Source organism: Stappia indica (genome assembly GCF_009789575.1).
Classification (GTDB): Bacteria; Pseudomonadota; Alphaproteobacteria; order Rhizobiales; family Stappiaceae; genus Stappia; species Stappia indica_A.
This window is the reverse complement of the sequence record NZ_CP046908.1, coordinates 2272639-2295269: the sequence shown is the minus strand read 5'-3', so window position 1 is coordinate 2295269 and position 22631 is coordinate 2272639. Positions and strand designations below refer to the sequence as shown.

General features: G+C 65.2%; 21 protein-coding genes. 12 read left to right on the top strand and 9 right to left on the bottom strand.

Annotated elements, in window-relative coordinates; genetic code table 11:
• Positions 1-3 precede the first annotated feature (3 nt).
• The 6 genes from GH266_RS10760 to GH266_RS10735 all read right to left on the bottom strand — a co-directional run bounded on the left by GH266_RS10760 (position 4) and on the right by GH266_RS10735 (position 7864).
• Entirely contained in the window at positions 4-987 is a 984-nt protein-coding gene (locus tag GH266_RS10760) for an ABC transporter ATP-binding protein (RefSeq protein WP_158196154.1), read from the bottom strand.
• A 30-nt stretch (positions 988-1017) separates the two neighbouring features.
• Entirely contained in the window at positions 1018-1977 is a 960-nt protein-coding gene (locus tag GH266_RS10755; RefSeq protein ID WP_158193906.1) for an ABC transporter permease, read from the bottom strand.
• Between the two features lie 9 nt (positions 1978-1986).
• A complete protein-coding gene (locus GH266_RS10750) occupies positions 1987-2964 on the bottom strand; it encodes an ABC transporter permease (protein ID WP_158193905.1) in 978 nt (325 codons plus the stop codon).
• A 146-nt stretch (positions 2965-3110) separates the two neighbouring features.
• On the bottom strand, positions 3111-4694 hold the full coding sequence (locus GH266_RS10745) for an ABC transporter substrate-binding protein (RefSeq protein WP_158193904.1): 1584 nt from the start codon (positions 4692-4694) through the stop codon (positions 3111-3113).
• Positions 4695-4982: 288 nt separating this feature from the next.
• Complete coding sequence (argE, locus tag GH266_RS10740) at positions 4983-6143, bottom strand: acetylornithine deacetylase (protein ID WP_158193903.1); 1161 nt, start codon at positions 6141-6143, stop codon at positions 4983-4985.
• Between the two features lie 17 nt (positions 6144-6160).
• Positions 6161-7864, bottom strand: coding sequence for an adenylate/guanylate cyclase domain-containing protein (locus GH266_RS10735; protein WP_209001581.1), 1704 nt, complete (start codon positions 7862-7864; stop codon positions 6161-6163).
• Positions 7865-8007: 143 nt separating this feature from the next.
• Here GH266_RS10735 and GH266_RS10730 point away from each other — a divergent pair, with 143 nt between their 5' ends.
• Complete coding sequence (locus tag GH266_RS10730) at positions 8008-8355, top strand: ArsC family reductase (RefSeq protein ID WP_158193902.1); 348 nt, start codon at positions 8008-8010, stop codon at positions 8353-8355.
• Positions 8356-8364: 9 nt separating this feature from the next.
• Here the strand turns inward: GH266_RS10730 and GH266_RS10725 are convergent, their stop codons facing one another.
• The 3 genes from GH266_RS10725 to GH266_RS10715 all read right to left on the bottom strand — a co-directional run bounded on the left by GH266_RS10725 (position 8365) and on the right by GH266_RS10715 (position 11210).
• Positions 8365-9180 carry a creatininase family protein gene (locus tag GH266_RS10725; RefSeq protein WP_158193901.1) on the bottom strand — a complete coding sequence of 272 codons (816 nt, stop codon included), beginning with the start codon at positions 9178-9180 and terminating at the stop codon, positions 8365-8367.
• Positions 9181-9293: 113 nt separating this feature from the next.
• A complete protein-coding gene (locus GH266_RS10720) occupies positions 9294-10637 on the bottom strand; it encodes an 8-oxoguanine deaminase (protein ID WP_158193900.1) in 1344 nt (447 codons plus the stop codon).
• A 180-nt stretch (positions 10638-10817) separates the two neighbouring features.
• On the bottom strand, positions 10818-11210 hold the full coding sequence (locus GH266_RS10715; RefSeq protein ID WP_158193899.1) for a RidA family protein: 393 nt from the start codon (positions 11208-11210) through the stop codon (positions 10818-10820).
• Positions 11211-11745: 535 nt separating this feature from the next.
• Between GH266_RS10715 and GH266_RS10710 the strand changes: the two genes are divergently transcribed.
• The 11 genes from GH266_RS10710 (at position 11746) to GH266_RS10660 (ending at position 22574) form a co-directional block, all read left to right on the top strand.
• Entirely contained in the window at positions 11746-12771 is a 1026-nt protein-coding gene (locus GH266_RS10710; protein WP_158193898.1) for an ABC transporter substrate-binding protein, read from the top strand.
• 62 nt (positions 12772-12833) lie between these two features.
• Positions 12834-13655, top strand: a complete 822-nt coding sequence (locus tag GH266_RS10705; RefSeq protein ID WP_158193897.1) for an ABC transporter ATP-binding protein — start codon at positions 12834-12836, stop codon at positions 13653-13655.
• Between the two features lie 62 nt (positions 13656-13717).
• Entirely contained in the window at positions 13718-14593 is an 876-nt protein-coding gene (locus GH266_RS10700) for an ABC transporter permease (RefSeq protein ID WP_158193896.1), read from the top strand.
• 4 nt (positions 14594-14597) lie between these two features.
• Positions 14598-15917, top strand: a complete 1320-nt coding sequence (locus GH266_RS10695; RefSeq protein WP_158193895.1) for a cytosine deaminase — start codon at positions 14598-14600, stop codon at positions 15915-15917.
• A gap of 3 nt (positions 15918-15920) precedes the next feature.
• Positions 15921-17321 carry an FAD-binding oxidoreductase gene (locus tag GH266_RS10690; RefSeq protein WP_158193894.1) on the top strand — a complete coding sequence of 467 codons (1401 nt, stop codon included), beginning with the start codon at positions 15921-15923 and terminating at the stop codon, positions 17319-17321.
• A gap of 10 nt (positions 17322-17331) precedes the next feature.
• A complete protein-coding gene (locus GH266_RS10685; protein ID WP_158193893.1) occupies positions 17332-17913 on the top strand; it encodes an NAD(P)H-dependent oxidoreductase in 582 nt (193 codons plus the stop codon).
• Complete coding sequence (locus GH266_RS10680; protein WP_158193892.1) at positions 17913-18500, top strand: NAD(P)H-dependent oxidoreductase; 588 nt, start codon at positions 17913-17915, stop codon at positions 18498-18500. The genes GH266_RS10685 and GH266_RS10680 overlap by 1 nt, the downstream gene beginning before the upstream one ends.
• Before the next feature lie 196 nt (positions 18501-18696).
• A complete protein-coding gene (locus GH266_RS10675; RefSeq protein ID WP_158196152.1) occupies positions 18697-19167 on the top strand; it encodes a MarR family winged helix-turn-helix transcriptional regulator in 471 nt (156 codons plus the stop codon).
• Between the two features lie 252 nt (positions 19168-19419).
• On the top strand, positions 19420-20361 hold the full coding sequence (locus GH266_RS10670; protein WP_209001580.1) for a DMT family transporter: 942 nt from the start codon (positions 19420-19422) through the stop codon (positions 20359-20361).
• Between the two features lie 83 nt (positions 20362-20444).
• Positions 20445-21560 carry a LacI family DNA-binding transcriptional regulator gene (locus tag GH266_RS10665; protein WP_209001579.1) on the top strand — a complete coding sequence of 372 codons (1116 nt, stop codon included), beginning with the start codon at positions 20445-20447 and terminating at the stop codon, positions 21558-21560.
• A 45-nt stretch (positions 21561-21605) separates the two neighbouring features.
• Positions 21606-22574, top strand: a complete 969-nt coding sequence (locus tag GH266_RS10660; protein ID WP_158193891.1) for a 2-hydroxyacid dehydrogenase — start codon at positions 21606-21608, stop codon at positions 22572-22574.
• Positions 22575-22631 lie beyond the last annotated feature (57 nt).

Sequence of the window (22631 nt, the reverse complement as noted above, 5' to 3'; positions counted from 1 at the left end):
TGTTCATCGGCCTGCCCCTTCCGTTTCCAGCAGTTTCCAGCAGGCGGCGTGGCTTTCGCCGGCGGGCATCAGGTCTGGCCGCTCGACACGGCAGCGGTCCATCGTCAGCGAGCAGCGCGGGTTGAAGGCGCAGCCCTGAGGAATGGAATCGAGACGCGGCATCGAACCGGGGATCTGGGTCAGCCGGTCGTGATCGCCGGTGAGGGAGGGAATCGCGCCCATCAGGCCGATCGTATAGGGATGGCTCGGGGACTTGATCACGTCCCGGACCGGCCCGATCTCGGCGATGCGGCCGGAATACATCACCGCCACCCGGTCGGCGGTCTCGGCGATGACGCCCATGTCGTGTGTGATCAGCATCACCGCCGTGCCGTGGTCGCGGCATACGCGCTGCAGCAGGCGGATGATCTGCGACTGCACCGAGACGTCGAGAGCGGTGGTCGGTTCGTCCGCGATCACCAGTTCCGGTTCGGCGCACAGGGCAAGGGCGATCACGACGCGCTGGCGCATGCCTCCCGAAAACTGATGCGGATAGGCGGACAGCCGCTGTCCGGCCGCCGGAATGCCGACTTCCTCCAGCAGCGCCACTGCCCGGTCGCGGGCTTCCCGCTCGGAGACCGGCAGGTGCGTCATGATCGTTTCGATGATCTGGTCGCCGATGGTGAAGAGCGGATTGAGGCTGGTCAGCGGGTCCTGGAACACCATGCCGATGCGCTTGCCGCGCAGCTTGCGCATGGCGGCCGGCGGCAGGTTGTCGATGCGCTCGCCCTTGAGGCGGATCTCGCCGCCGGCAATGCGGCCCGGTGGCTCTAGCAGGCCGATCACCGCTGTGCCGGTGATCGACTTTCCGGCGCCGGATTCGCCGACGACACCCAGTACCTCGCCCTCGCGCAGGTTGAACGAGATTCCGTCGATTGCCGTCAGCACGCCGCGACGGGTGGGAAATTCGACCCGCAGGTCCTTCACGGAAAGCAGGGGTTGTCTCATCATGATCAGCCGTCTCTGTCCGTGTTCATGTCAACGCAGCTTCGGGTTCAAGGCATCGCGCAGCCAGTCGCCCAACAGGTTCACCGCCAGCACCAGCACGGCGAGGGCAAAGCCCGGGAACATCGCGATCCACCATTCGCCCGAGAACAGGAAGTCGTTGCCGATGCGCACCAGCGTTCCAAGCGAAGGCTGGGTGGGCGGAATGCCGACGCCAAGGAATGACAGCGTCGCCTCGGTGATGATGGCAAGGCCCAGATTGATCGTTGCGATCACCAGCACCGGCCCGATGACGTTGGGCAGCACATGCCGGATCATGATCAAAAAGGGCGGAATGCCGATCAGCCGGGCGGCCTGGACATATTCCTTGTTGCGTTCCACCAGGGTCGAGCCGCGCACCGTACGGGCGAACTGTACCCAGAAGGACAGCGCGATGGAGAAGACCAGGATCCAGAATGCGAAGCGTTCCCGGTCGAGATTTCCGAACGTGGCACGGGCGACGCCGTCGACCAGCAGTGCGATCAGGATTGCCGGGAAGGTCAGTTGGACCTCGGCCACGCGCATGATCACCGCGTCGACCTTGCCGCCGACATAACCGGCGATAAGCCCCAGGAGCACACCGACAATGGCGGCGAAGAAGACCGACAGGAAACCGACGGCGATGGAGATGCGGGCGCCATAGAGGATCCCCGAGAAGATGTCGCGGCCCTGGTCGTCGGTGCCCAGCAGATAGTTCGGATCGGAATATTCCATGCCGATCGGCGGAAGCCGTGCATCGAGGATCGAGATGGTCGCGAGATCGAAGGGGTTGTGCGGAGCGATCCAGGGCGCGAAGGCGGCGCCGAACAGGAACAGCAGCGTCACGATCGCGGACAGGATGGTGACCTTCGACCGCAGGAAGGAGTGCATGATGTCGCTGTCGAGGATGCGCGACCACCTGCTGCGGCTGCCGGCATCCTGCTTGAGCGTGCTCTCGTCGGTGGCATTGGTCATGATCGCCTCCTAATGCGCTGCACGCTCGACCCGCAGGCGCGGGTCGACGCGGAAGTAGAGCAGGTCGACGATCAGGTTGATGGTCACGAACAGGAAGGCGATCAGCATCAGGTAGGCGGCCATGATCGGGATATCGACATTCTGCACCGACTGCAGGAATAGCAGCCCCATGCCCGGCCACTGGAACACCGTCTCGGTGATGATGGCGAAGGCGATGATCGAGCCGAGCTGCAGGCCGGTGATGGTGATGACCGGGACCAGGGTGTTCTTGAGCGCGTGGCGGAAGTTGATGCTGCGCTGGCGCAGGCCGCGGGCACGGGCGAACTTGATGTAGTCGGTGCGGATCACTTCCAGCATTTCCGACCGCACCAGGCGCATGATCAGCGTCATCTGGAACAGGCCGAGGGTGATGGCAGGCAGGATCAGCGCCTTTATGCCGCTCCAGGTGAGCAGCCCCGTCGACCACCAGCCCAGTTGCACGACCTCTCCTCGCCCGAAACTCGGCAACCATTGCAGGGTCACCGCGAAGACGAAGATCAGCAGGATGCCGATGAAGAAGGTGGGCAGGGAGATGCCGATCAGCGAGATCGACAGGAACAGTTTCGACAGCCAGCTGTCTCGGTGCAGGCCTGTATAGACGCCCATCGGAATGCCGACGAGCAGGGCGAACACGGCCGAGACGAAGGAGAGCTCCAGGGTCGCCGGCAGGCGGCGGCCGATCAGTTCGGCGACAGGCTGGCGGAACTGGTAGGAGGTGCCGAAATCGAACTGCGCCGCCTTGGTGATGAAGCGGCCGAACTGGACGAGGATCGGGTCGTTGAGACCGAGACGCTCGCGCAGGGCTTCGCGCTGTTCCGGCGTGGTTTCGACGCCAACCATCTGGTTGACGGGATCGCCGACGAAACGGAACAGGGTGAACGAGATCAGGGCTACGACAAGCATGACCATGATGGCCTGCAGGAGGCGGCGGATTGTGAAGGCGAGCATGGGGCCTCTGCGTCAGGTGCCTCGGCCTTTGGCCGTCGGTTCCGGTTTGGCTCCGGCGGATCCCGTGTGCCGTCGGGCGGGAGTGCCGAAAAAAGGCTGCAGCCCGGCATGAAGGTCCGGGCTGCAGAACCGGCAGGACGCCGATGTTACTTCTTCACGACCCAGCGATAGTGGAACTGGTCGTCCGCGCGCTGCACGACGTCGACATTCTCGGCAACACCCCAGGCCAGGGCCTGCTGGTGCAGCGGGATGTGCGACACGTCCTCATGCACGATGGTGAAGGCCTGGGCGATCAGCTCGTCGCGCTTGGTCGGATCGTTCTCGACCAGGATCTGGGCCGCCAGTTCGTCCACCTTCGGATTGCAGTATCCGCCGAGGTTGAACGGGCCACCCTTGCCCTTGTCGTCGCGGCAGCCGGTGATGTTGTGCAGCACGTTCCAGCTGTCGAAGGAGCCAGGGGTCCAGCCGAGCAGGTAGAACGAGGTGTCGTAGCCGTTCGAGGCGAGCACCTTGGCGAAGTACTGCGCCTTGGGCTGGGCGTTGAGATCCACCTTGATGCCGACACGGGCGAGGAAGGAGGCGACCGCCTGGCAGATCGCCTCGTCATTGACGTAGCGGTCGTTCGGGCAGTCCATGCCGACCGAGAACCCGTCCGCATAGCCGGCTTCGGCGAGCAGGGCCTTGGCGGCTTCCGGGTCATACGGATGACGCTTGAACTCGTCCGAGCGCGAATACTGGAACGGCGAGATCAGCAGGGCCGACGGGGTCGACAGGCCGCGCATCACCTTGTCGCGGATCGCGTCCATGTCGATGGCCTGGTAGAAGGCCTTGCGGACCCGCACGTCCTGGAACGGGTTCTTGCCCTTCACGCTGGAATAGAGCAGCTCGTCGCGCTTCTGGTCGAAGCCGAGGAAGATCGTGCGCAGTTCCGGACCGGTCAGCGCTTTGGTCTGCGGGCTGTCCTCGACGCGCTTGATGTCCTGCACCGGGATCGGGAACACCATGTCGAGTTCGCCGGACAGCAGAGCCGCGACGCGGGTCGCGTCGGAGCCGATCGGCGTGAATTCGACCTTGTCGATGTTGCCGGCGACCTTGTCCCACCAGGTCTCGTTCTTCTCGAACGTGGTCCTGACGCCGGGCTCGTGGCTGACGAGCTTGTAGGAGCCCGTGCCATTGGCATGCAGCGATGCGTAGTTCGGGGCAGTGTCGGAGGCCGAGGTCACCTTGGTGGCGTTGTTCGCCTCGGTCCACTCCTTGTCCATGATGTACCAGGTGTCCCATTCGTAGTGGAGAATGGGGTTCGGCCCGGTCAGCACGAAATCGACCGTATGGTCGTCGACCTTCTCGACCTTCACGTCCGCGCCGATGCGGGTGGTGAGGTCCGATCCTTCGGAGCGGATACGCTCGGCGGAGAAGACAACGTCATCGGCCGTGAAGTCGTTGCCGTTGTGGAACTTGACGCCCTTGCGCAGGTAGAAGCGCCAGCGGGTCGGCTCGAGGACTTCCCAGCGCTCCGCCAGGGCCGGTTCGATCGTCAGATCGGGAGCGCGCCGGGTCAGACCCTCATAGACATTGCCGAGCGTGCCGAGCGTGAAGGTCTCGTTCAGGGAATAGGGATCGAGCTGGTTCAACGTGCCCTGAAAGGCGTAGCGGAGCGTTTCCGCCGATGCAGTCGTTCCCAGCAGCGACGTGATGAGCGCCGCCGCAGCTATTGTCGATTTGATGCGCATAGTCCCCTCATGACTTATCGTTGTCTCGGGCTCCTCCGACGCCGACCTGTGAGGTCGGTGCCGACCCGATGTGCCGCATTTTTGCGGATCACCAGATTGCATCTAAGCAATGTCGAAAGCGACAGTCCAGCATGTGCTGGACGCGAAAGAGAGGAATTGCGGAAGTCGTAGCGGAAGTCTCGCCCCATGCCCGCACGGTTCCTAGCGGAAGGCTTGCAAGGCATCCCGCACATAAGCGCGAGGTGCCTGTGGATTACCTGCCTCGCAGGCAGGCTGGCCTGTGCTGCCCTAGCGGCACATGTCGGCGATGAGCCGCGAGACGAACCCGTCCGCTGCGACGATCTCCGTCTTCTCGATGTACTCGTCTGGCTGGTGGGCCTGGTCGATCGAACCCGGACCGCAGACGACCGCGGAAATGCCGCGCTCCTGGAACTGGCCGGCCTCGGTGCCATAGACGACCATATGCCGGCCGTTGTCCCCGGTAAGCCGGCGGGCGAGCGCTTCGGCCGGCCCGTCCTGCTCCTCGCTGAGCGCGGGAGCATAGGCGAGCTTCTCGATCGTCACTCCCGTGTCGGCGTGGACGGCGTGCATGCCCGGTTCGATCTGGGTGCGGATGAAGGTTTCCAGTCGCTTCAGCCAGGCTTCCCGCGTGTCGCCCGGGATGGTGCGGATGTCGCAGAAGAAGGAGCACGAGCGCGAGACGATATTGGCCGCAGTGCCGCCCTCGATCACGCCGCAATGAAGGGTCGTGAAGGGCGGGTCCATGGCAAGGGCCGGATCGGCGGCGCGCTGGTTCTCGCGGGTGCGATCGTCGAGCCAGGTGATGATGCGGGCTGCATTGGCGATCGCCGAGACCCCGCGATCCCACTGGCTGGAGTGAACCGTGTGCCCGCGCACGGTCACGCGGATGACCGCAGTGCCCTTATGTGCGGTGATGACGCGCATGTTGCTCGGTTCACCGACCACCACCATCGACGGCTTGGGGCCGGAGCGCAGCATCGAATCGATCATCGGAGGCGCGCCGACGCAGCCCACTTCCTCGTCGTAGGACAGGGCGATGTGGATGGGGCGGGTCAGCGGTGCGGCAATCATCTGCGGCACGGCGGCCAGTGCCACGGCGGCAAAGCCCTTCATGTCGCAGGTGCCGCGGCCGTAGAGTCGGCCATCGGCCTCGCGCAGGGTGAACGGGTCGCTGCTCCAGGCCTGCCCTTCGACGGGCACGACGTCGGTATGGGCCGACAGAGCAACGCCGCCGTCCTTCTGCGGGCCGATCACGGCGTGCAGTGCGGCCTTGGTGCCGGTAGCGTCCGGCACGCGCTGAGAGGCGATGCCGTGCCCTGCCAGATAGGTCTCGACGAAATCGATGAGATCGAGATTGCTGTTGGCGGAAACCGTCGGGAAGGCAACGAGACGGGCAAGCATTTCCTGAGAAGAATACTGTCGTGACATGGGGAGAATGACCTGGTTCAGGCGGAAGGAAAGGCGGGTTTGGCGAGAGTATCGACCAGCCGCGCGGGCGGGTCGAGAGCGAAAACATCGAGCGGCTCGCGCCGGCCCCTGACCGCGATCTCGGTCCTGCCTGCCTGATCGCATGTGTAGCCGGCAGCCTCCAGCACGGCGCTCGAGACGACGAGGCTGTGTCCCAGTTCTTTCGTTGCCGTTTCCAGCCGGCTTGCGGTGTTGACGACGTCGCCGAGCGCGGTGATCCGGGCGCTGGCGCCATTGCCGCTCACCGCGCCGATACGCCCCAGGATCACCGGTCCGGCATGCAGGCCCATTCCGACCCGGAGCGGGGCGCTGAGCTGCGGCCCGAGCTCGACATTCAGCCGCTCCATGGTTTCCGCGATGGCGTTTGTCGCTGCGAGCGCGTTGCGACAGCCGGCCTGCAGCCCGTCCTTCATGCCGAAGATCGCCATGACACCGTCGCCGATGAACTTGTCGACATAGCCGCCGCAGGCCTCGACTGCCTTGGCGGTCTCGCCGAGATAGCGGTTGAGGAGGAAGACGACGTCGTAGGAAAGCCGGTGCTCCGCAAGGCCGGTGAAATTCCGCAGATCGACGAACAGGATCGCCGCCGGCTGCTCGACGCCCCAGTGATAGGCGTCGCCGTCCGATCCGGCGACCCGCACCGCGCCGCTTGCCGGCACCAAGGGCTGGACTTTCAGCGGGGCTTCCGGTCGCACCTGGCACGCAAGGCGAATGTCCTCACCTGCGCTGATGCGGGTGAGCACCTTCGCTTCGGTCGCAGACGGGGCGGGCAGCGTGTCGAGACCATCGAGAATGCGGGTCCGGCATGTCGAGCAGCGGGCCCGGCCGCCGCACACGTCAGCATGGGGAATTCCGTTCATCTTGCTGATTTCCAGCAAGGTCGGACCGGGCGCGACCTTCACCACCCGGTCGCCCGGATAGGTGATCTCGATGGTCCGGCGCGAGCGGCGAACAAGGGCCCTGAGGACGATGACGAGGACGACGAGGGCGACCAGCGCATAGAAGCCGTTGCGCAGCAACGTGACCAGCGGATCGGACCAACTGGTCATTTCCGGCGTCAGGGGGAAGGGCTGGTTCTCCGTCAGGCGCAGCCGGCGGGCCGCATCCGTCCAGCCCCAGGACGCAAGGACGGGAACCAGCAGCGCGAGAGCGAAAAGAAGCGGCTTGAAGGGGGCGTAGCCCGGCTTCAGGCGCAGCCAGAAATGCAAGCCGATCATCCCGTGCAGCCAGACCAGCAGCATCAAGATGGTCTGATTGAGGATCAGCCCCGGCCACAGGACCGTGAGCACGTTGCGGTAGGTGTCCTCATAGCCGAACCGGTGGGCAAGCCCGCCCGTTCCGATGGCGTGCGGAATGAGCAGGAAGGGGATGGCCAGCCCGAGCAGGAGCTGCGCCCATTGCCAGGCGGACAGGCGCAGGCTGCGGCGGCGCGCAGTCTTCCACAGCGCGAGCGAGGCATGGACCAGAATGGCAGACAGCAGCAGGACTTCGCCTGGCGGACTACGCCAGACGGCGAGGAACACCAGTCGCCCCGCCTCCATTGCCTCGAGCGACCAGATGCCGAGCATGTGGTTGAGGAAGTGGCTGAACGCGAAGGTGAGCAGGACGAGCCCGCTCCCCAGCCTGAGCCGCTGCCGGATTCCCTGTCCGTCCGTCGATGCGGTCGTCTTCTTCTGTGCCATCCAAGCCGCCGTCCGCTCGTCCCGCATCTTGCGGGAAGGTCACGTCTCATGGGGCCCGGCCTTGACGCTGCAAGTGCCGGTCGCCCATCCTGCGGCGACCCTTGGCGATGTCTCGCCAACCCCTCCTGTCAGGAACCCTGACCATGGCCGCCATGCTCTACGGTATAGCCAATTGCGACACGGTGAAGAAGGCTCGCCGTTTTCTCGACGAGAACGGCATCGCCTACACCTTTCACGACTACAAGAAGGCCGGCGTCGACGAAGGCCTGTTGAGGGCCTTCTTCGAGGCCTTCGGATGGGAAGCGGTGGTCAACACGCGCGGGACCACCTGGCGCAAGCTGCCGGACGAGGCGAAAGCTCGAGCCGCCGGCGAGGCCGGGGCGCTCGCCGTGCTCATGGACAATCCGTCGGCGATCACGCGGCCGATCTATCACGATGGCGACCGCTGGCTGGTCGGCTTCGACCCGGCGTCCTGGGCAACCTTGCGCTGAAGTCCTGCCTCAGGCTTCGCCGCCCGGCTTCCACAGCCGGTCGAGGTCGAAGGCGTGCATGTCCTTGAGAAGGTCGACGAAGCCGCGCGCGGCATGGTCGAGCGAGGCCTCGCCCTTGGCGGCCGTGGCGGCGGTGGCATTGCCGACCGTTCCGGCCGGGTTGAGGTCCTGTGCCTTCCAGCCGAACTGGGCCGGCCCGTGGCCGCGCAGGTGCTTGAACTCGCGCAGGAAGTCGAGCTGGGTGGAGCGGAAGTCCTCCGCCTTGCGCATGTGCACCAGATCCGGGCGCAGATAGAGCATCAGCGACGTCTCGATGTCGCCGCCATGGATGCCGTAGGTGAATTCCTCGGCCGGGAACAGGTCGTGCGGCTGGCCGAAGCGCGACCAGCCGGTCGCGGTGACCAGCATGTCGTGCTTCACCCGCAGCTCGCGCGCCACGATGTCGATCAGCGGCACGTTGCCGCCATGGGAGGTGACGAGGATCATCTTGCGCACGCCGGCGCGGAACACGCTCTCGCCGATCTCGATCCAGGCACGGGTCGCCGTCTCCCAGGACAGCGTCAGCGTGCCCGGCGAGGAGATGTGCTCGTTGGACTTGCCGACGGCCTGAACGGGCAGGAAGGTCGCCGGCACGTCGCGCGGCAGCAGTTCCAGAACGCGCGAGATCTGGCCCTCGGCGATGCAGGTGTCGGTGAAGACCGGCAGGTGAGGGCCGTGCTGCTCGATCGCCGCCACGGGCAGCACCGCGATCCACGACGAGGTGTCGGCATTGGCGAAGTCGAAGGCGGTCATCTCGTGCCAGAAGCGGCGGGGCAGATCGGTCATGTCTTTGCAGCTCTCGTTGGCGTGGCGACCCATGTCGCAGGGAAGGGCCGAAGGCGAAAAGACCGGGCAGCGGTGCCCGGACTCCGGTCATGTGGGCCTGGCAAGGCCGGTCGTCAAAGCGCTTCGAGGAAGCGCTTGGCTGCAGCTCCATGCTCGGCGCGCAGGCGTTCGATATCCATGTGGACGGGGCGGCCGTCGATCACCTTCCAGTCACCGGCGACCATCACCCGGCTCGCGGCATGCGCCCCGCACAGGATCAGCGCGGCGAGCGGGTCTCCGGCGCCGGAAAAGCGCAGCTCGTCCAGTCGGTAGAAGGCAAGGTCGGCCTGCTTGCCGACAGCGATGGCGCCCAGATCCTTGCGTCCGAGGCAGCGGGCCGAACCTTCCGTCGCCCAGCGATAGGTGTCGAAATGGGTCACCGAGGCCGCATCGTAGGTCAGCCGGTTGATCATCAGGGCGTGACGCAGGCTTTCCATCAGGTTGGAATTGTCGTTGGAGGCCGAGCCGTCGACGCCGAGGCCGACCGGGCAGCCGGCGGCTTCCAGCTCCTTCGTCCGACACTGTCCGGAAGCCAGCGTCATATTGGACGTCGGACAATGGCACACGCCGACGCAGGCATGGCCGAGGCGCCGTACCTCGTCGTCGTTGAAATGGATGCCGTGGGCCAGCCAGACACGCTCGTTGAGCCAGCCGCACTCCTCGAGATAATCGACGGGCCGGCACTGGAAGTGGTGCAGGCAGTAATCGTCCTCGTCGATGGTTTCGCCCAGATGCGTGTGCAGGCGGCAGTCGAAGCGCTCGGCCAGCGTCACGCTCTCGCGCATCAGCCGCTTGGTGACGGTGAAAGGCGCGCAAGGGGCGAGCGCCACCTGGATCATCGCCCCTTCGGACGTGTCGTGATAGCGCGACAGGACCCGTTCGCAGTCGGCAAGGATCGTGTCCTCGTCCTGGACGGCCGTGTCCGGCGGCAGGCCACCGTCCTTCTGGCTGAGGTTCATCGAGCCGCGCGTTACCGTCATGCGGATGCCGAGGCGGGTGGCCTCCTCCACCTGGATGTCCATGGCGTTCTCGAGCCCGGCCGGGAAGAGGTAGTGATGGTCCGAGGCGGTGGTGCAGCCCGACATCAGCAATTCGGTGAGCGCAAGGCGCGTGCCGAGGCGAAAGGTCTCCGGTGTGACGTTCCTGGCCCAGATCGGATAGAGCGCCTGGAGCCAGGGAAACAGCTCCTTGTTGATGGCGCTGGGATGGGCCCGCGTCAGCGTCTGAAAGAAGTGGTGGTGCGTGTTGATGAGGCCGGGAATGACCACCTCGGCCGAGGCGTCGTAGGTCTGGTCCACCGGGCTGGAAGGCTCTTGTCCGGCCGGCACGCATTCGGTGATGCGTCCATCCTCCACCACGATGCCGCGGGAGGCGTTGTCGGCAAGGATTGCGAGCGGGTCCTTGATCCACATGCGCATGAAGGTGCGTCCTGTTGTCGGGTCGACCTGGAGGCTTGGATAGCGGCCCGAGGCCGCCCGAGTTCCGCACAGGGAAGGGTTGCATGATCGGCGCCGGCTCGGAAATGTGCCGGACGCGAACTCGACCCTAGCAGAGGGGGCAAATACCCGGCAACGGGCTCCTGCGGCGAGGCGCGCGAATCACTTCGGCGGGGCCGCCGCGATCACTTCCACCTCGACCACGAATTCGGGTCTGGCGAAGCCCGAGACGATCATCAAGGTGGAGGCGGGCGGGGGCGAGGCGGTGAATTCGTCGCGCGTCTTCATGTAGCCGGGAAGATGCTCGCGGCCCGTCACATAGGCGTTGATGCGCACGATGTCCGAAAGATCCATGCCGGCAGCAGCCAGGATACGGCGGATGTTCTCGAAGCACAGGCGCGTCTGGCCCTCCACATCGGCCGGCACCTCGCCTTGGGAATCGATGCCGAGCTGGCCGGAGCAGACGACCAGACGGTGCCCCGCCGGAACCTCGATCGCGTGGCTGTAGCGGGCAAAGGGCGGCGCCATATCGGCGGGCGTGATCGCGGTTTTCATCCAGGCTCTCCGGAGTTGCCCGTCCTGTGCGGCGGCCTTCGAACGATTGCAGCAGGAGCAGGGGGAAGGGTTTTCGTTCGCAAGGCTAGCCGTACCGGGCCATGCCGGGAAAGAGCCATCCGTCATCCGAGCGATGCGGTGTGATGAAATTTCCGGCGTAACCGTAGGTCGTCATGCCGCTTTTTTGTGCGGACAAGCTGGGTTAGTGTGGCGCGACGATGTCGTGAAGCGCCGCTGAAAGGGACTTGCCTGGTCGGTTCTGCCACTGTCTCTTCGGCGCAGGTTCCACAAACGGTTCCAGCCCTTGCAGGACTGTCAGAATTGACTGGTATCTCAAGGCGTATGGCACGTCGATTGCTGTGCTGGGAGGAGATGGCTGCAATTTGAGCGTGGCCGATCCTCGATGGCCGATCATACTCGGTCGGCTGTGGCGGTTCCCGCTCTCGGGAGCGCGGATCGCCCTCAAACAAGAACGGGACGGACGGCCTTTCAAGGCCGGAACGGGTTTGGAGCATTTCTGGAGGCGGACAGCATCATGCGGACAGTTTCGAAGGGCGCCCTGCTTGGGGGCGCGGCATTTGCGTTTGTTTCGATTTCGGCGGGCGGATCGCTTGCCCAGGAGGCGGTGACGTTCGGCACCAACTGGCTCGCCCAGGCCGAGCATGGCGGCTACTACCAGGCCGTTGCCGACGGCACCTACAAGGCGTGCGGCCTCGATGTCACCATCGTGCCGGGCGGCCCGCAGGTGAACAACCGGGCGCTCATGCTGGCCGGCAAGATCGACTTCCTGATGGGCGGCAACATGCTGCAGACGTTCTTCGCCCTGCGCGAGGACATTCCGGTCGTCGTGGTGGCCGCAGACTTCCAGAAAGAGCCGCAGGTCATCATCACTCATCCCGGCAAGTATGAGAGCTTCGAGGCGATGGCCGGTACTGCGCCGCTGCTGATCGGCGACAACGGCTTTGCCTCCTACTACCAGTGGATGATCTCCGAGTTCGGATTCACCGTCGAGCAGCGCCGTCCCTACACATTCAACCCGGCGCCGTTCCTGGCCGATCCTGCGGCCGGCCAGCAGGGCTACGTGACGTCCGAGCCTTATGCGGTCGAGCGCGTGGGCGGGTTCGTGCCGGACATCTACCTGATCGCCGACCACGGCTTCAGCACCTATGCCACCACCGTCGAGACGATGGCTGACACGGTCGCGAATCGGCCCGAGGTGGTGAAGTGCTTCGTCGAAGGCTCGGCGATCGGCTGGAACAACTACCTTTATGGCGACAACTCCGCTGCGAACGACGCGATCAAGGCGGCCAATCCGGAAATGACGGACGAGCAGATCGCCTTCTCCATCGACAAGATGAAGGAGTACGGCATCGTCGATTCCGGAGATTCCGAGACGATGGGCATCGGCGCCATGACCGACGAGCGGATGACCGACTTCTACCAGAAGATGGTCAAGGCCGGCGTGATCGAGGACGGGCTCGACATCAAGAAGACCTACACGCTCCAGTTCGTGAACAAGGGCGTCGGCCTCGATCTGAAAAAGAAGCTGACGGGGAACTGAACGGCCTTGTCCAGTTGCAGAGCGATCCGGCCGGTCCGGCCGGCGACAAAGGGAGGCGCGCGATGAGCGCCTCCCCGATCATGACGGCGGGGGGCGATGCCGCCCCGCGCAAGCCCATCGTCTCGCTGCAGCGGGTGTCGAAGACCTTCGCCAACGCCACTGTGGCGCTGAAGGACATGACGCTCGACATCAACAGCGGCGAGTTCGTCAGCCTCCTCGGCCCCTCCGGCTGCGGCAAGTCGACGGCCTTGCGGATCATCGCCGGGCTGTCGAGCCCGACGGCAGGCCGCCTGGTGTGGCCGGACGAGCGACCCGGTGCCCATGACCACGCCATCAGCTTCGTGTTCCAGGAGCCGACCCTGATGCCTTGGGCGACGGTGTTCGACAACGTGCACCTGCCGCTCAAGCTGAAGGGCAGGTCCGCCGACGCCTCGCGCACCGCTGTGATGGAAGCGCTGGAGATGGTGGGGCTGGAGCGGTTCGCGGCCAGCTACCCGCGGGAGCTTTCGGGCGGCATGAAGATGCGCGTTTCCATCGCCAGGGCGCTGGTGACGAAGCCGCGTCTTTTGCTGATGGACGAGCCCTTCGCGGCGCTGGACGAGATCACCCGCTTCCGCCTCAACAACGATCTGCTGCGCCTGTGGCAGGAGTTCGGCTGGACGGTGATCTTCGTGACCCACTCGGTGTTCGAGAGCGTCTACCTGTCCAACCGGATCGTGGTCATGGCGGCCCGTCCCGGGCGCGTCGTTGCCGACCTTTCTGTGGATGCCCCGTATCCGCGGGACGAGACCTTTCGCACCTCGCACGCCTATTCCGACCATTGCCGCAGCGCATCGGAGGCGCTGCAGGCAGCGATGGCCGCAGAGGGCGACGGCAACCACTGAGTTGCGGTGGCGGGTCGAGGAGACCTGCACCGCTTTTCGTCGAACACCCAGAGGACGACCGCATGACGGCCAACCTGGACACGACCGCAAGCCTGAACGTCGAGGCGGCAGCGCCCGTCGATCCGGCGGAACTGCGCAAGGCGCGCCGCGAGCGTATCGACCGGACCGCCCGCTGGCTGCTGCCGGTGGTGGTGATGATCGCGACCATCGCCCTTTGGCAGTGGTATGTCGTTGCCTTCAAGGTGCCCCACTACATCCTGCCGGGTCCGGACCGGGTGGTGCAGGCACTGATCACCGACTGGTCGATGCTGTGGCCGGCCCTGCTGATCACCATCGCGATCACACTCGGGGCGCTGGTCATCGCCACGGTCGGTGGCGTCGGTCTCGCAGTACTCTTTGCCCAGTCGAAATGGGTGGAGATGTCGTTCTTTCCCTATGCGGTGATCCTGCAGGTGACGCCGGTCATCGTCATCGCACCGCTGATCTTCATCTATGTTCCCTCGAAGATCGCCGGCCTCCTGATTTGCGCGTGGATCGTCGCGTTCTTCCCGATCCTGTCGAACACGACGCTCGGGCTCAACTCCGCGGACCACAACCTGCGCAATCTGTTCCAGCTCTATGGGGCCACCCGCTGGCAGACGCTGCGCTATCTGCGCCTGCCGGCGGCGCTGCCCTACTTCCTCGGCGGGCTGAAGATCGCCGGCGGATTGTCGCTGATCGGTGCCATCGTGGCCGAGTTCGTTGCCGGCACCGGCGGCCTTGGCTCGGGGCTGGCGTTCAAGATCCTCGAGGCGAGCTACCGGCTGAACATCCCGCGCATGTTCGCGGCCATCCTGCTCATTTCGGTCACCGGCATCATCATCTTCGCCAGCCTGAGCGTGCTGTCGCATCTGCTGCTGCGCCATTGGCACGAAAGCGCGATCAAGCGGGATTCTTGACCTGATGACATATGTGGTGCCCGAAATTCCCGCGACCGGCAGGGTCCTGCTGGCCAATGCCACCGTGCCGAGCGCCGTCACCGGCGGCACGCTGAACCATATCGGCGACGGCCTCGGCCGGGCGGACATCCACATCGAGCATGGCGAGATTGCTGCCATCGCGCCGCCGGGCCTGCTGGAACGGCGGGAAGGCGTTGCGGTCGTCGACCTCGACGGCGGTCTGGTGCTGCCCGGCTTCGTCGACATGCACACGCATCTCGACAAGGGCCATATCTGGCCGCGCCGGCCCAATCCGGACGGCACCTTTCCCGGTGCACTGGAAGCGGTCTCGGCGGACCGGCCGGCACGCTGGTCTGCGGCGGACCTGCGGCGGCGGATGGATTTCGCCCTGCGCTGTGCCCATGCCCACGGCACGGTGATGATCCGCACGCATCTCGACAGCATTCCGCCACAGGACGAGATCAGCTGGCCGCTCTTCGCCGAGATCCGGCAGGACTGGATGGACCGGATCGAGTTGCAGGCGTCCGCCCTTTACGGCGTCGAAAGCCTTCTGATCCCCGGCTTTCTCGACCGGATCGCCGACACGGTGCTGAAGACGGGCGGCACGCTCGGTGCGGTCACCTACATGATCGAGGGGCTGGAAGGACATATCGACGCGCTGTTTCGCGCCGCAGCCGAGCGCGGTCTCGATCTCGATTTCCACGTGGACGAGACCGCCGACCCGCAGGCCCGCTCGCTGGCGCTCATTGCCGAGGGCGCGCTGCGCAACCGGTTCGAGGGCCGGATCGTCTGCGGCCATTGTTGCTCGCTGGCCCGCCAGGAGCCGGACGAGGTCGACCGCACGCTGGACCTAGTGGCCAGGGCGGGGATCGGCGTGGTGTCGCTGCCGCTCTGTAATATGTACTTGATGGACCGGCAGGCCGGGCGGACGCCGCGCTGGCGCGGCGTGACGCTGTTGCACGAGATGAAGGCGCGGGGCATTCCCGTCGCGGTCGCCTCCGACAATACGCGTGATCCGTTCTATGCCTATGGCGACCTCGACATGATCGAGGTGTTCACCCAGGCGACCCGCATCTTGCATCTCGACCATCCTTCGGGCGACTGGATCCGCACGGTCACGACGACGCCTGCGAGCTTGCTCGGAGATCCGACGCGCGGGCGGATCGACGCGGGGCTCGCCGCCGACCTCGTGCTGTTCCGGGCCCGCAACTGGAACGAACTGTGCGCACGGCCGTCCGGTCCCCGCCGGGTGCTGCGCGACGGCATTGCCCTTGAGCGCACACTGCCCGACTATCGCGAACTCGACGATCTGATGGAGCCTTGAATCATGCATGACATCGCCGCGCTCAAGACCGCCCTGGAAGGTCTGGCGATCGAGGACAACCCGCAGATCGTGCGGCAGAAGAGCCGTGATTTCTTCTGGTACTCGCCGGTTCTCAAGCGCCAGCTCGAGGACGTCACCGCCGATATCGTCGTCAGCGCCCGCAGCCAGGACGACGTGATCCGCGTGCTGAAGGCCTGCTACGAGCTGAATATCCCGGTCACGACGCGCGGTGCCGGCACGGGCAACTATGGCCAGGCCATGCCGCTGTCCGGCGGCGTGGTGCTGAGCCTTGCCGAGATGAACCAGGTTCTGGAGACGGGGCGCGGCTTCGTGCGGGCAGAGGCCGGCGCGATCATGTACGCCATCGACGAGGCCGTGCGTCCCACGGGGCAGGAACTGCGCATGCACCCGTCCACCTACCGGACGGCAACCATCGGCGGCTTCATCGCCGGCGGTTCGGGCGGTGTCGGGTCGATCAACTGGGGCGGCCTCAGGGATTTCGGCAACATCATCTCGCTGAAGGTGGTGACGATGGAGGCCGAGCCGCGCGTGCTGACGCTGTCCGGCGAGGACATGCACAAGGTCAGCCACGCCTATGGCACCAACGGCATCATCACCGAGGTGACGGTGCCGCTGACGGCAGCCTATGATTGGGTCGATGTGCTGGTCGGCTTCGACGATTTCGCCGGCGCGGCGCGCTATGCCGATGCGATCGCCAATCAGGACGGCATCCTGACCAAGGAGATCGCGCCTATCGCCGCGCCGTTGCCGCACGACTATTTCCTGCGGCATCGCAAGTTCCTGCGCTCGGACCAGTCCGTCTGCGCGCTCATGGTGGCGCCCTTCGCGATGGATGCCCTCGATGCGTTCACCCGCCGCCAGAAGGGAGCGGAGGTCGTCTATCGCTCGGATCTGGCGAGCGAGGAGGAGAGCAAGGGGCTGCCGCCGGTCTATGAGCTGACGTGGAACCACACAACGCTGCGCGGTCTGCGGGTCGATCCCACGATCACCTACCTGCAGGTGCTCTATCCGTTCCCCGATCATGTGCAGAAGGCGGTGAAGCTTGCCGAGATGTTCGGCGACGAGGTTCCCGGTCATCTGGAGTTCGTGCGCTTCGACGGCAAGATCACCTGCTTCGGCCTGCCGGTGGTGCGCTACACGACCGAGGAGCGGCTCAACGAGATCATCCGCATCCACGAGGATCTCGGCTGCCCGATCTTCAATCCGCATCGCTACACGCTCGAAGAAGGCGGCATGAAGCAGACCGATGCGGTGCAACTGGCCTTCAAGGCCGAGGCCGACCCCAAGGGCCTGCTCAACCCGGGGAAGATGATCGCCTGGGAAAACCCGGATTTCGACTTCTCGGCCGAGCAGACATTCCTGTTCCCCGGCCTCGCACGATAGGCCGGCCCCCTTGCGCGTGCTGCTCATCCATGCGCATCCGGTGGAGGAAAGCTTCTCCACCGCGCTGAAGAACGAGGCCCTGCGGGTGCTCGTGGCCGCGGGGCATTCGGTCGAGGAATGCGATCTTTACGCCAAGGGCTTCGACCCGGTCCTCAGCCGGGAGGAGCGGCTCGCCTATCACGATGTGGAGCGTAACCGCGAACCGGTGGCGGACTATGTCGAGCAGTTGATGCGGGCGGAGGCGATCGTGCTCGTCTACCCGGTCTGGAACTTCGGCTTTCCGGCGATCCTGAAGGGTTATTTCGACCGGGTGTTCCTGCCCGGCGTTTCCTTCCGCATGCGCGACGGCAAGGTCGTGCCCAACCTCCAGCATATTCGCAGGCTCGTGGCGGTGACGACCTATGGCGGCAGCCGGCTGCGAGCCTGCCTGGTCGGCGATCCGCCGCGCAAGCTGGTGCGAAGAGTGCTGCGGGCGCTGATCGCGCCGACCGGGCGGCTGTCCTATCTGGCGCTCTATGACATGAACCGGATCGACGAGGCCGGGCGGAAGGCTTTCGTCGCGCGCGTTACTGCGGAACTCGAGAGGCTTTGATGCGCGTCCTTGTGATCTTCTGCCATCCCGCTGCGGACAGCTTTGCCGCAGCCCTGTGCAAGGCGGCGGTGGAAACACTTGGCGCCGCTGGCCACGAGACGCGCCTTACCGACCTTTATGCATGCGGGTTCGATCCCGTGATGCAGGAGAGCGAATGGCGGCGCTACGCCGATCCGGCGGTCAACCGGGATCCGGTCGCCGAGCATGTCGACGACATCCTGTGGGCCGAGGCGCTGCTCTTCGTCTACCCGACCTGGTGGTACGGGCTGCCGGCGATGCTCAAGGGCTATCTGGACCGGGTCTGGATCCCCCATGTCACCTTCGATATTCCCACGGAGACAACCGGCACGCGGCCGCGCATGCAGCACATCCGCAAGATCGCGGTGGTCACGACCTGCGGCGCGTCGTGGCTGGTGTCGAAGGTGATCGGCGAGCCGGGCCGCAAGACCGTGTTGCGTGGCATCCGGGCCCTGTGCCATCCGTGGTGCCGGGTTCGCTATCTTGCCCACTACAAGATGGACACCTCCACCGACGACAGTCGCAGGCGCTATCTTGAGAAAGTGAAACGCAAGCTGGCGCGGTGGTAAGCCGCCTTTTTGTCCGCTTCGACACCTGACTGCCGGGCTGGTGTTTTCGCCTTGGCGGCGAATCCCTTTTGATTCCGTGTCATTCCGGACGCATTATGCGGACGTGGACGGCATGTCCGGGATTGGCCATGAAGGATGGACGCGATTTTCGTTCGCTGTCATCAAGCTTTCATTTGCCGGCATTAGAAGGCGAAACATGGCGTTCAATTACAAAAAGAGCGTGACGTTTCGCCTGGCTCAAACGGCCAAGGCCCATCGTTCGCGCGCAGGCATCCACCTCTCCCGGATCGGGCTTCATCCGGGCCAGGAAGCCGTGCTCAAGGTCCTGTCGGAAGGTGACGGCCAGACCATGAGCCAGCTTGCGGCCGTACTCTCGGTACAGCCGCCGACCATCACCAAGATGGTGACGCGCCTTTCGGCGCAGGGTTTCCTGCGCCGCGCGGCTTCCGAAACCGACGGGCGCCTTGCCCGGGTCTTCCTTACCGACGAGGGCCGGGCGCTGGTCGAGACAATCGATCGGGCATGGAAGCGTCTCGAACGGGAGGCGCTTGCCGGTCTCGACGAGAAGGACCGCAAGAAGCTGCGCAAGCTGCTCAGGCAGGTCGAGAAGAACCTCGGCTCGCGGACCGTCGACGAGGTCGATCTCGAGGTCGACGACCCCGAATAGGCCAACGTTTCTGGCGTTTTCTGGCACATCCAGCGGAGTGCGCCCGGGGGCGCGCTCCGTTTTGCGCGCGCCCTGCGCGAAGCGATGGTCCGGGTTGCCTCCAGCGCATAGCCGGTGTGCATTTCCGCGACATGACAAGTCGCAAGATTCCCTGATCTATTCTAATTAATAGGACAAATGCACGATTTCGGTCGTGACCGATGGCGTGCGTCGACCTGCCGACGCCGGTCGGCAGACGAGTGAGGGTATATCTTGGATTCCCTGCAACGGGCGGTCAGCGACTGGCGCCAGCTCATTCCGGAGCGTTTCGTCGGCATTGCGCTGATCTGTTTCGCCTTCCTGTGTTTTTCCTGCCTCGATACGACGGCGAAGTATCTCGGCCAGTATCTGCCGACCGAGCAGGTCGTGTGGATGCGTTTCATGACGCATATCTTCTACGGCATCCTGCTGTTCCGTCTCTGGCGTACGCCGCAGGTGCTGCACACGCGCCGCTGGGGCCTGCAGATTCTCAGGGCTCTTTGCCTGTTGGGCTCGACGGCGTTCAACTTCTTCGCGATCCGCTACATGCAGCTGGCCGAGACGGTGTCGATCATGTTCGCGACGCCCTTCGTGGTGACCGCGCTGGCCGGGCCGCTGCTCAACGAGTGGGCCGGCATGCGCCGGTGGATGGCGATCATCGTCGGCTTCATCGGCATTCTGGTCGTCACGCGGCCGGGCTTCGGCGAGATGCACTGGGCGGCCCTGCTCTCGGTCTGCTCGATGCTCTGCTATGCGATCTACGTGCTGACAACACGCATGCTGACGCAGACCGATTCACCGGTCGGAATGCTGATGATCTCCGCCATCGTTGCCGCTACGGCAATCGCACCCTTCGGTATTTCCGCCTGGCAGATGCCGTCCAGTGCCTGGCACTGGGTGCTGCTGCTGGCGACCGGCGCGCTGGGCGGCATCGGCCATTTCGCGCTGATCCGTGCACATGTGCTGGCGCCGGCCCCGGTGCTGGCGCCTTTCATGTATACGCAGATCCTGTGGATGGTGGCGCTCGGCTATCTCGTCTTCGCCGATGTTCCGACCGTCTACACGGTGATCGGCGCGTCCATCGTCACCGCTTCGGGCCTCTACATCCTCTATCGCGAGCGCAAGATCTCGAAGGCAGAGGTTGCGGCCGACGCCGCATCGCTGGGGCGGGGGTAGGTCGCCTTGTGTGCTCTGGTGCGATGGGCGATCTTTCAATCGATTAGGGTCGCAGGCAAGCGATCCGGCGCGAAGGACGCATCGTGAGCGACAGATCTTCCTCGAACCGGGATCGTCCCGGCAGGCCGGCAGGCGAGACCGGAGCCTCGTCCTCGCGTGCCTCCTCTCGCAGCGCGCACCGGCGCATCACGCTCGGCGACATGGCGGCAGAGCTTCAGGTCTCGACCGCCACGGTATCGCTCGCCCTGCGCAATTCGCCTCTTGTCGCGGCGGAAACCCGCGAACGGATCAAGGCGCATGCCCGTAGCGTCGGCTATATCTACAATCGCTCGGCTGCAGCCTTGCGCACAGCGCGCTCCAACATGGTCGGCATTGCCGTCCACGACATCCTCAACCCGTATTTCGCCGAGATCTTCCGCGCGCTGGAGGATGAGCTGGGGCGGGAGCAGCAGGTCGTCCTGATCTGCAATCACCGGGACGACGTGCGGCGCCAGCGCAGTTTCGTCGACAGCCTGCTGCAGCACCGGATCGATGGTCTGCTTCTGTGCGCCTCCGTCGACACCACTGCCGAGGAAATCAACCAGCTGGTCGAGACCGGCATCCCGGTGACGCTGATCTGCCGCGATGTGGAGGGAGCGCGTGCCCCGGTGGTGCGCGGCGACGATATCGCCGGCGGGCGGATGCTCACCGAGCATCTGATTGCGCAAGGGCACGAACGCATCGCCATGGTGGGCGGCAGACGCCGCAGCTCGGCCGGACGCGACCGCAATCTCGGCTGGCGCCAGGCGCTGGAGGCTGCGGGTCTCGATCCGGCCGCCCAGGTGGACATCCCCGAGCTGATGACACAGGCGGACGGGCGCGATGCCGTGCCGGCGCTTCTTGCGGCGCAGCCGCGACCGACGGCCGTCTTCGGCTTCAACGATCTCATCGCCTTCGGGCTGATCGACGCTTTGAAGCGAGCCGGGGTCGAGCCGGGGAGCGGGATGGCGGTCGGCGGCTATGACGACACCGACGGAGCCGCTGGCGGTTCGCCGTCGCTCACGTCGGTCGGCAACAATCCGGGTCGCATCGGCCGCGAGGCGGCGGAGCTGATCCTGCGCCAGATCGGCGGCGAAGCGGTCGGCGACGAGCGTCGCATGATTGCGCCGGCCCTCAACATCCGCGAGAGCACTCCGCCGCCGAAAGGGGCTGCGGGGTGAGGATTCGCGCAATCCTTCATTTGATCTGAAAGGGAGAAAGACATAATGGCGCTGGCCGAAATCCTGATGCTCGGACGTATGCTGCCACTGGTGGAGACGAGCCTCGACAAGCACTTCACCGTTCACCGGGTGGCGGCGGCGGATGTGGCCGCATTGCCCGCCGATCTGTGCGCGCGCATTCAGGCGGTGGCAGGCGGGGCGCATGTTCCGGTCAACGCCGCGCTGATCGACCGGCTGCCGTCGCTGGAGATCGTCGCCAATTTCGGTGTCGGCTACGATTCCGTCGATGCCCGCTACTGCGCGGCGAAGGGCATTTGCGTCACCAACACGCCCGACGTCCTGAGCGAGGAAGTCGCCGACACCGCCATGAGCCTGCTCTTGATGTCGGCGCGCGAACTGCCGGCGGCCGAGCGCTACCTGCGCGCCGGCCAGTGGGTGGCCAAGGGGCCGTTCCCGCTGACCCGTGCGACGCTGCGCGGGCGCAAGCTCGGCATTCTCGGTCTCGGCCGTATCGGCAAGGCGATCGCCAGGCGCGCCGAGGCCTTTGGCCTCGAGATCCACTATCACGGGCGCTCGCGCCAGCCCGATGTCGCCTATCGCTATCACGAGACGTTGCTCGGCATGGCCGAGGCCTGCGACACGCTGATGGTGGTGGCACCCGGCGGCGCGTCCACAAAGGGGATCGTCAATGCCGAGGTGCTGACGGCGCTCGGGCCGGAGGGCATCGTCGTCAATGTCGGCCGCGGGACGGTCATCGACGAGCCGGCGCTGGTGACGGCCTTGCAGGACGGGACGATACTGTCCGCCGGTCTCGATGTGTTCGAGGACGAGCCGCGCGTGCCGCAGGCGCTCATCGACATGGATCACGTGGTTCTGCTGCCGCATGTCGGGTCGGCCTCGCAGCATACCCGCAACGCCATGGGCCAGCTCGTCGTCGACAACCTGCTGTCCTGGTTCCGGGAGGGGAAGCCGGTCACCCCGGTTGCCGAGACGCCTTTCGTGCGAAAGGTCTGAACAAGCTTAACGAAGCGTTAATCGGTTCGGCCGATCCTGTTCCGATTGCAGCCGGGT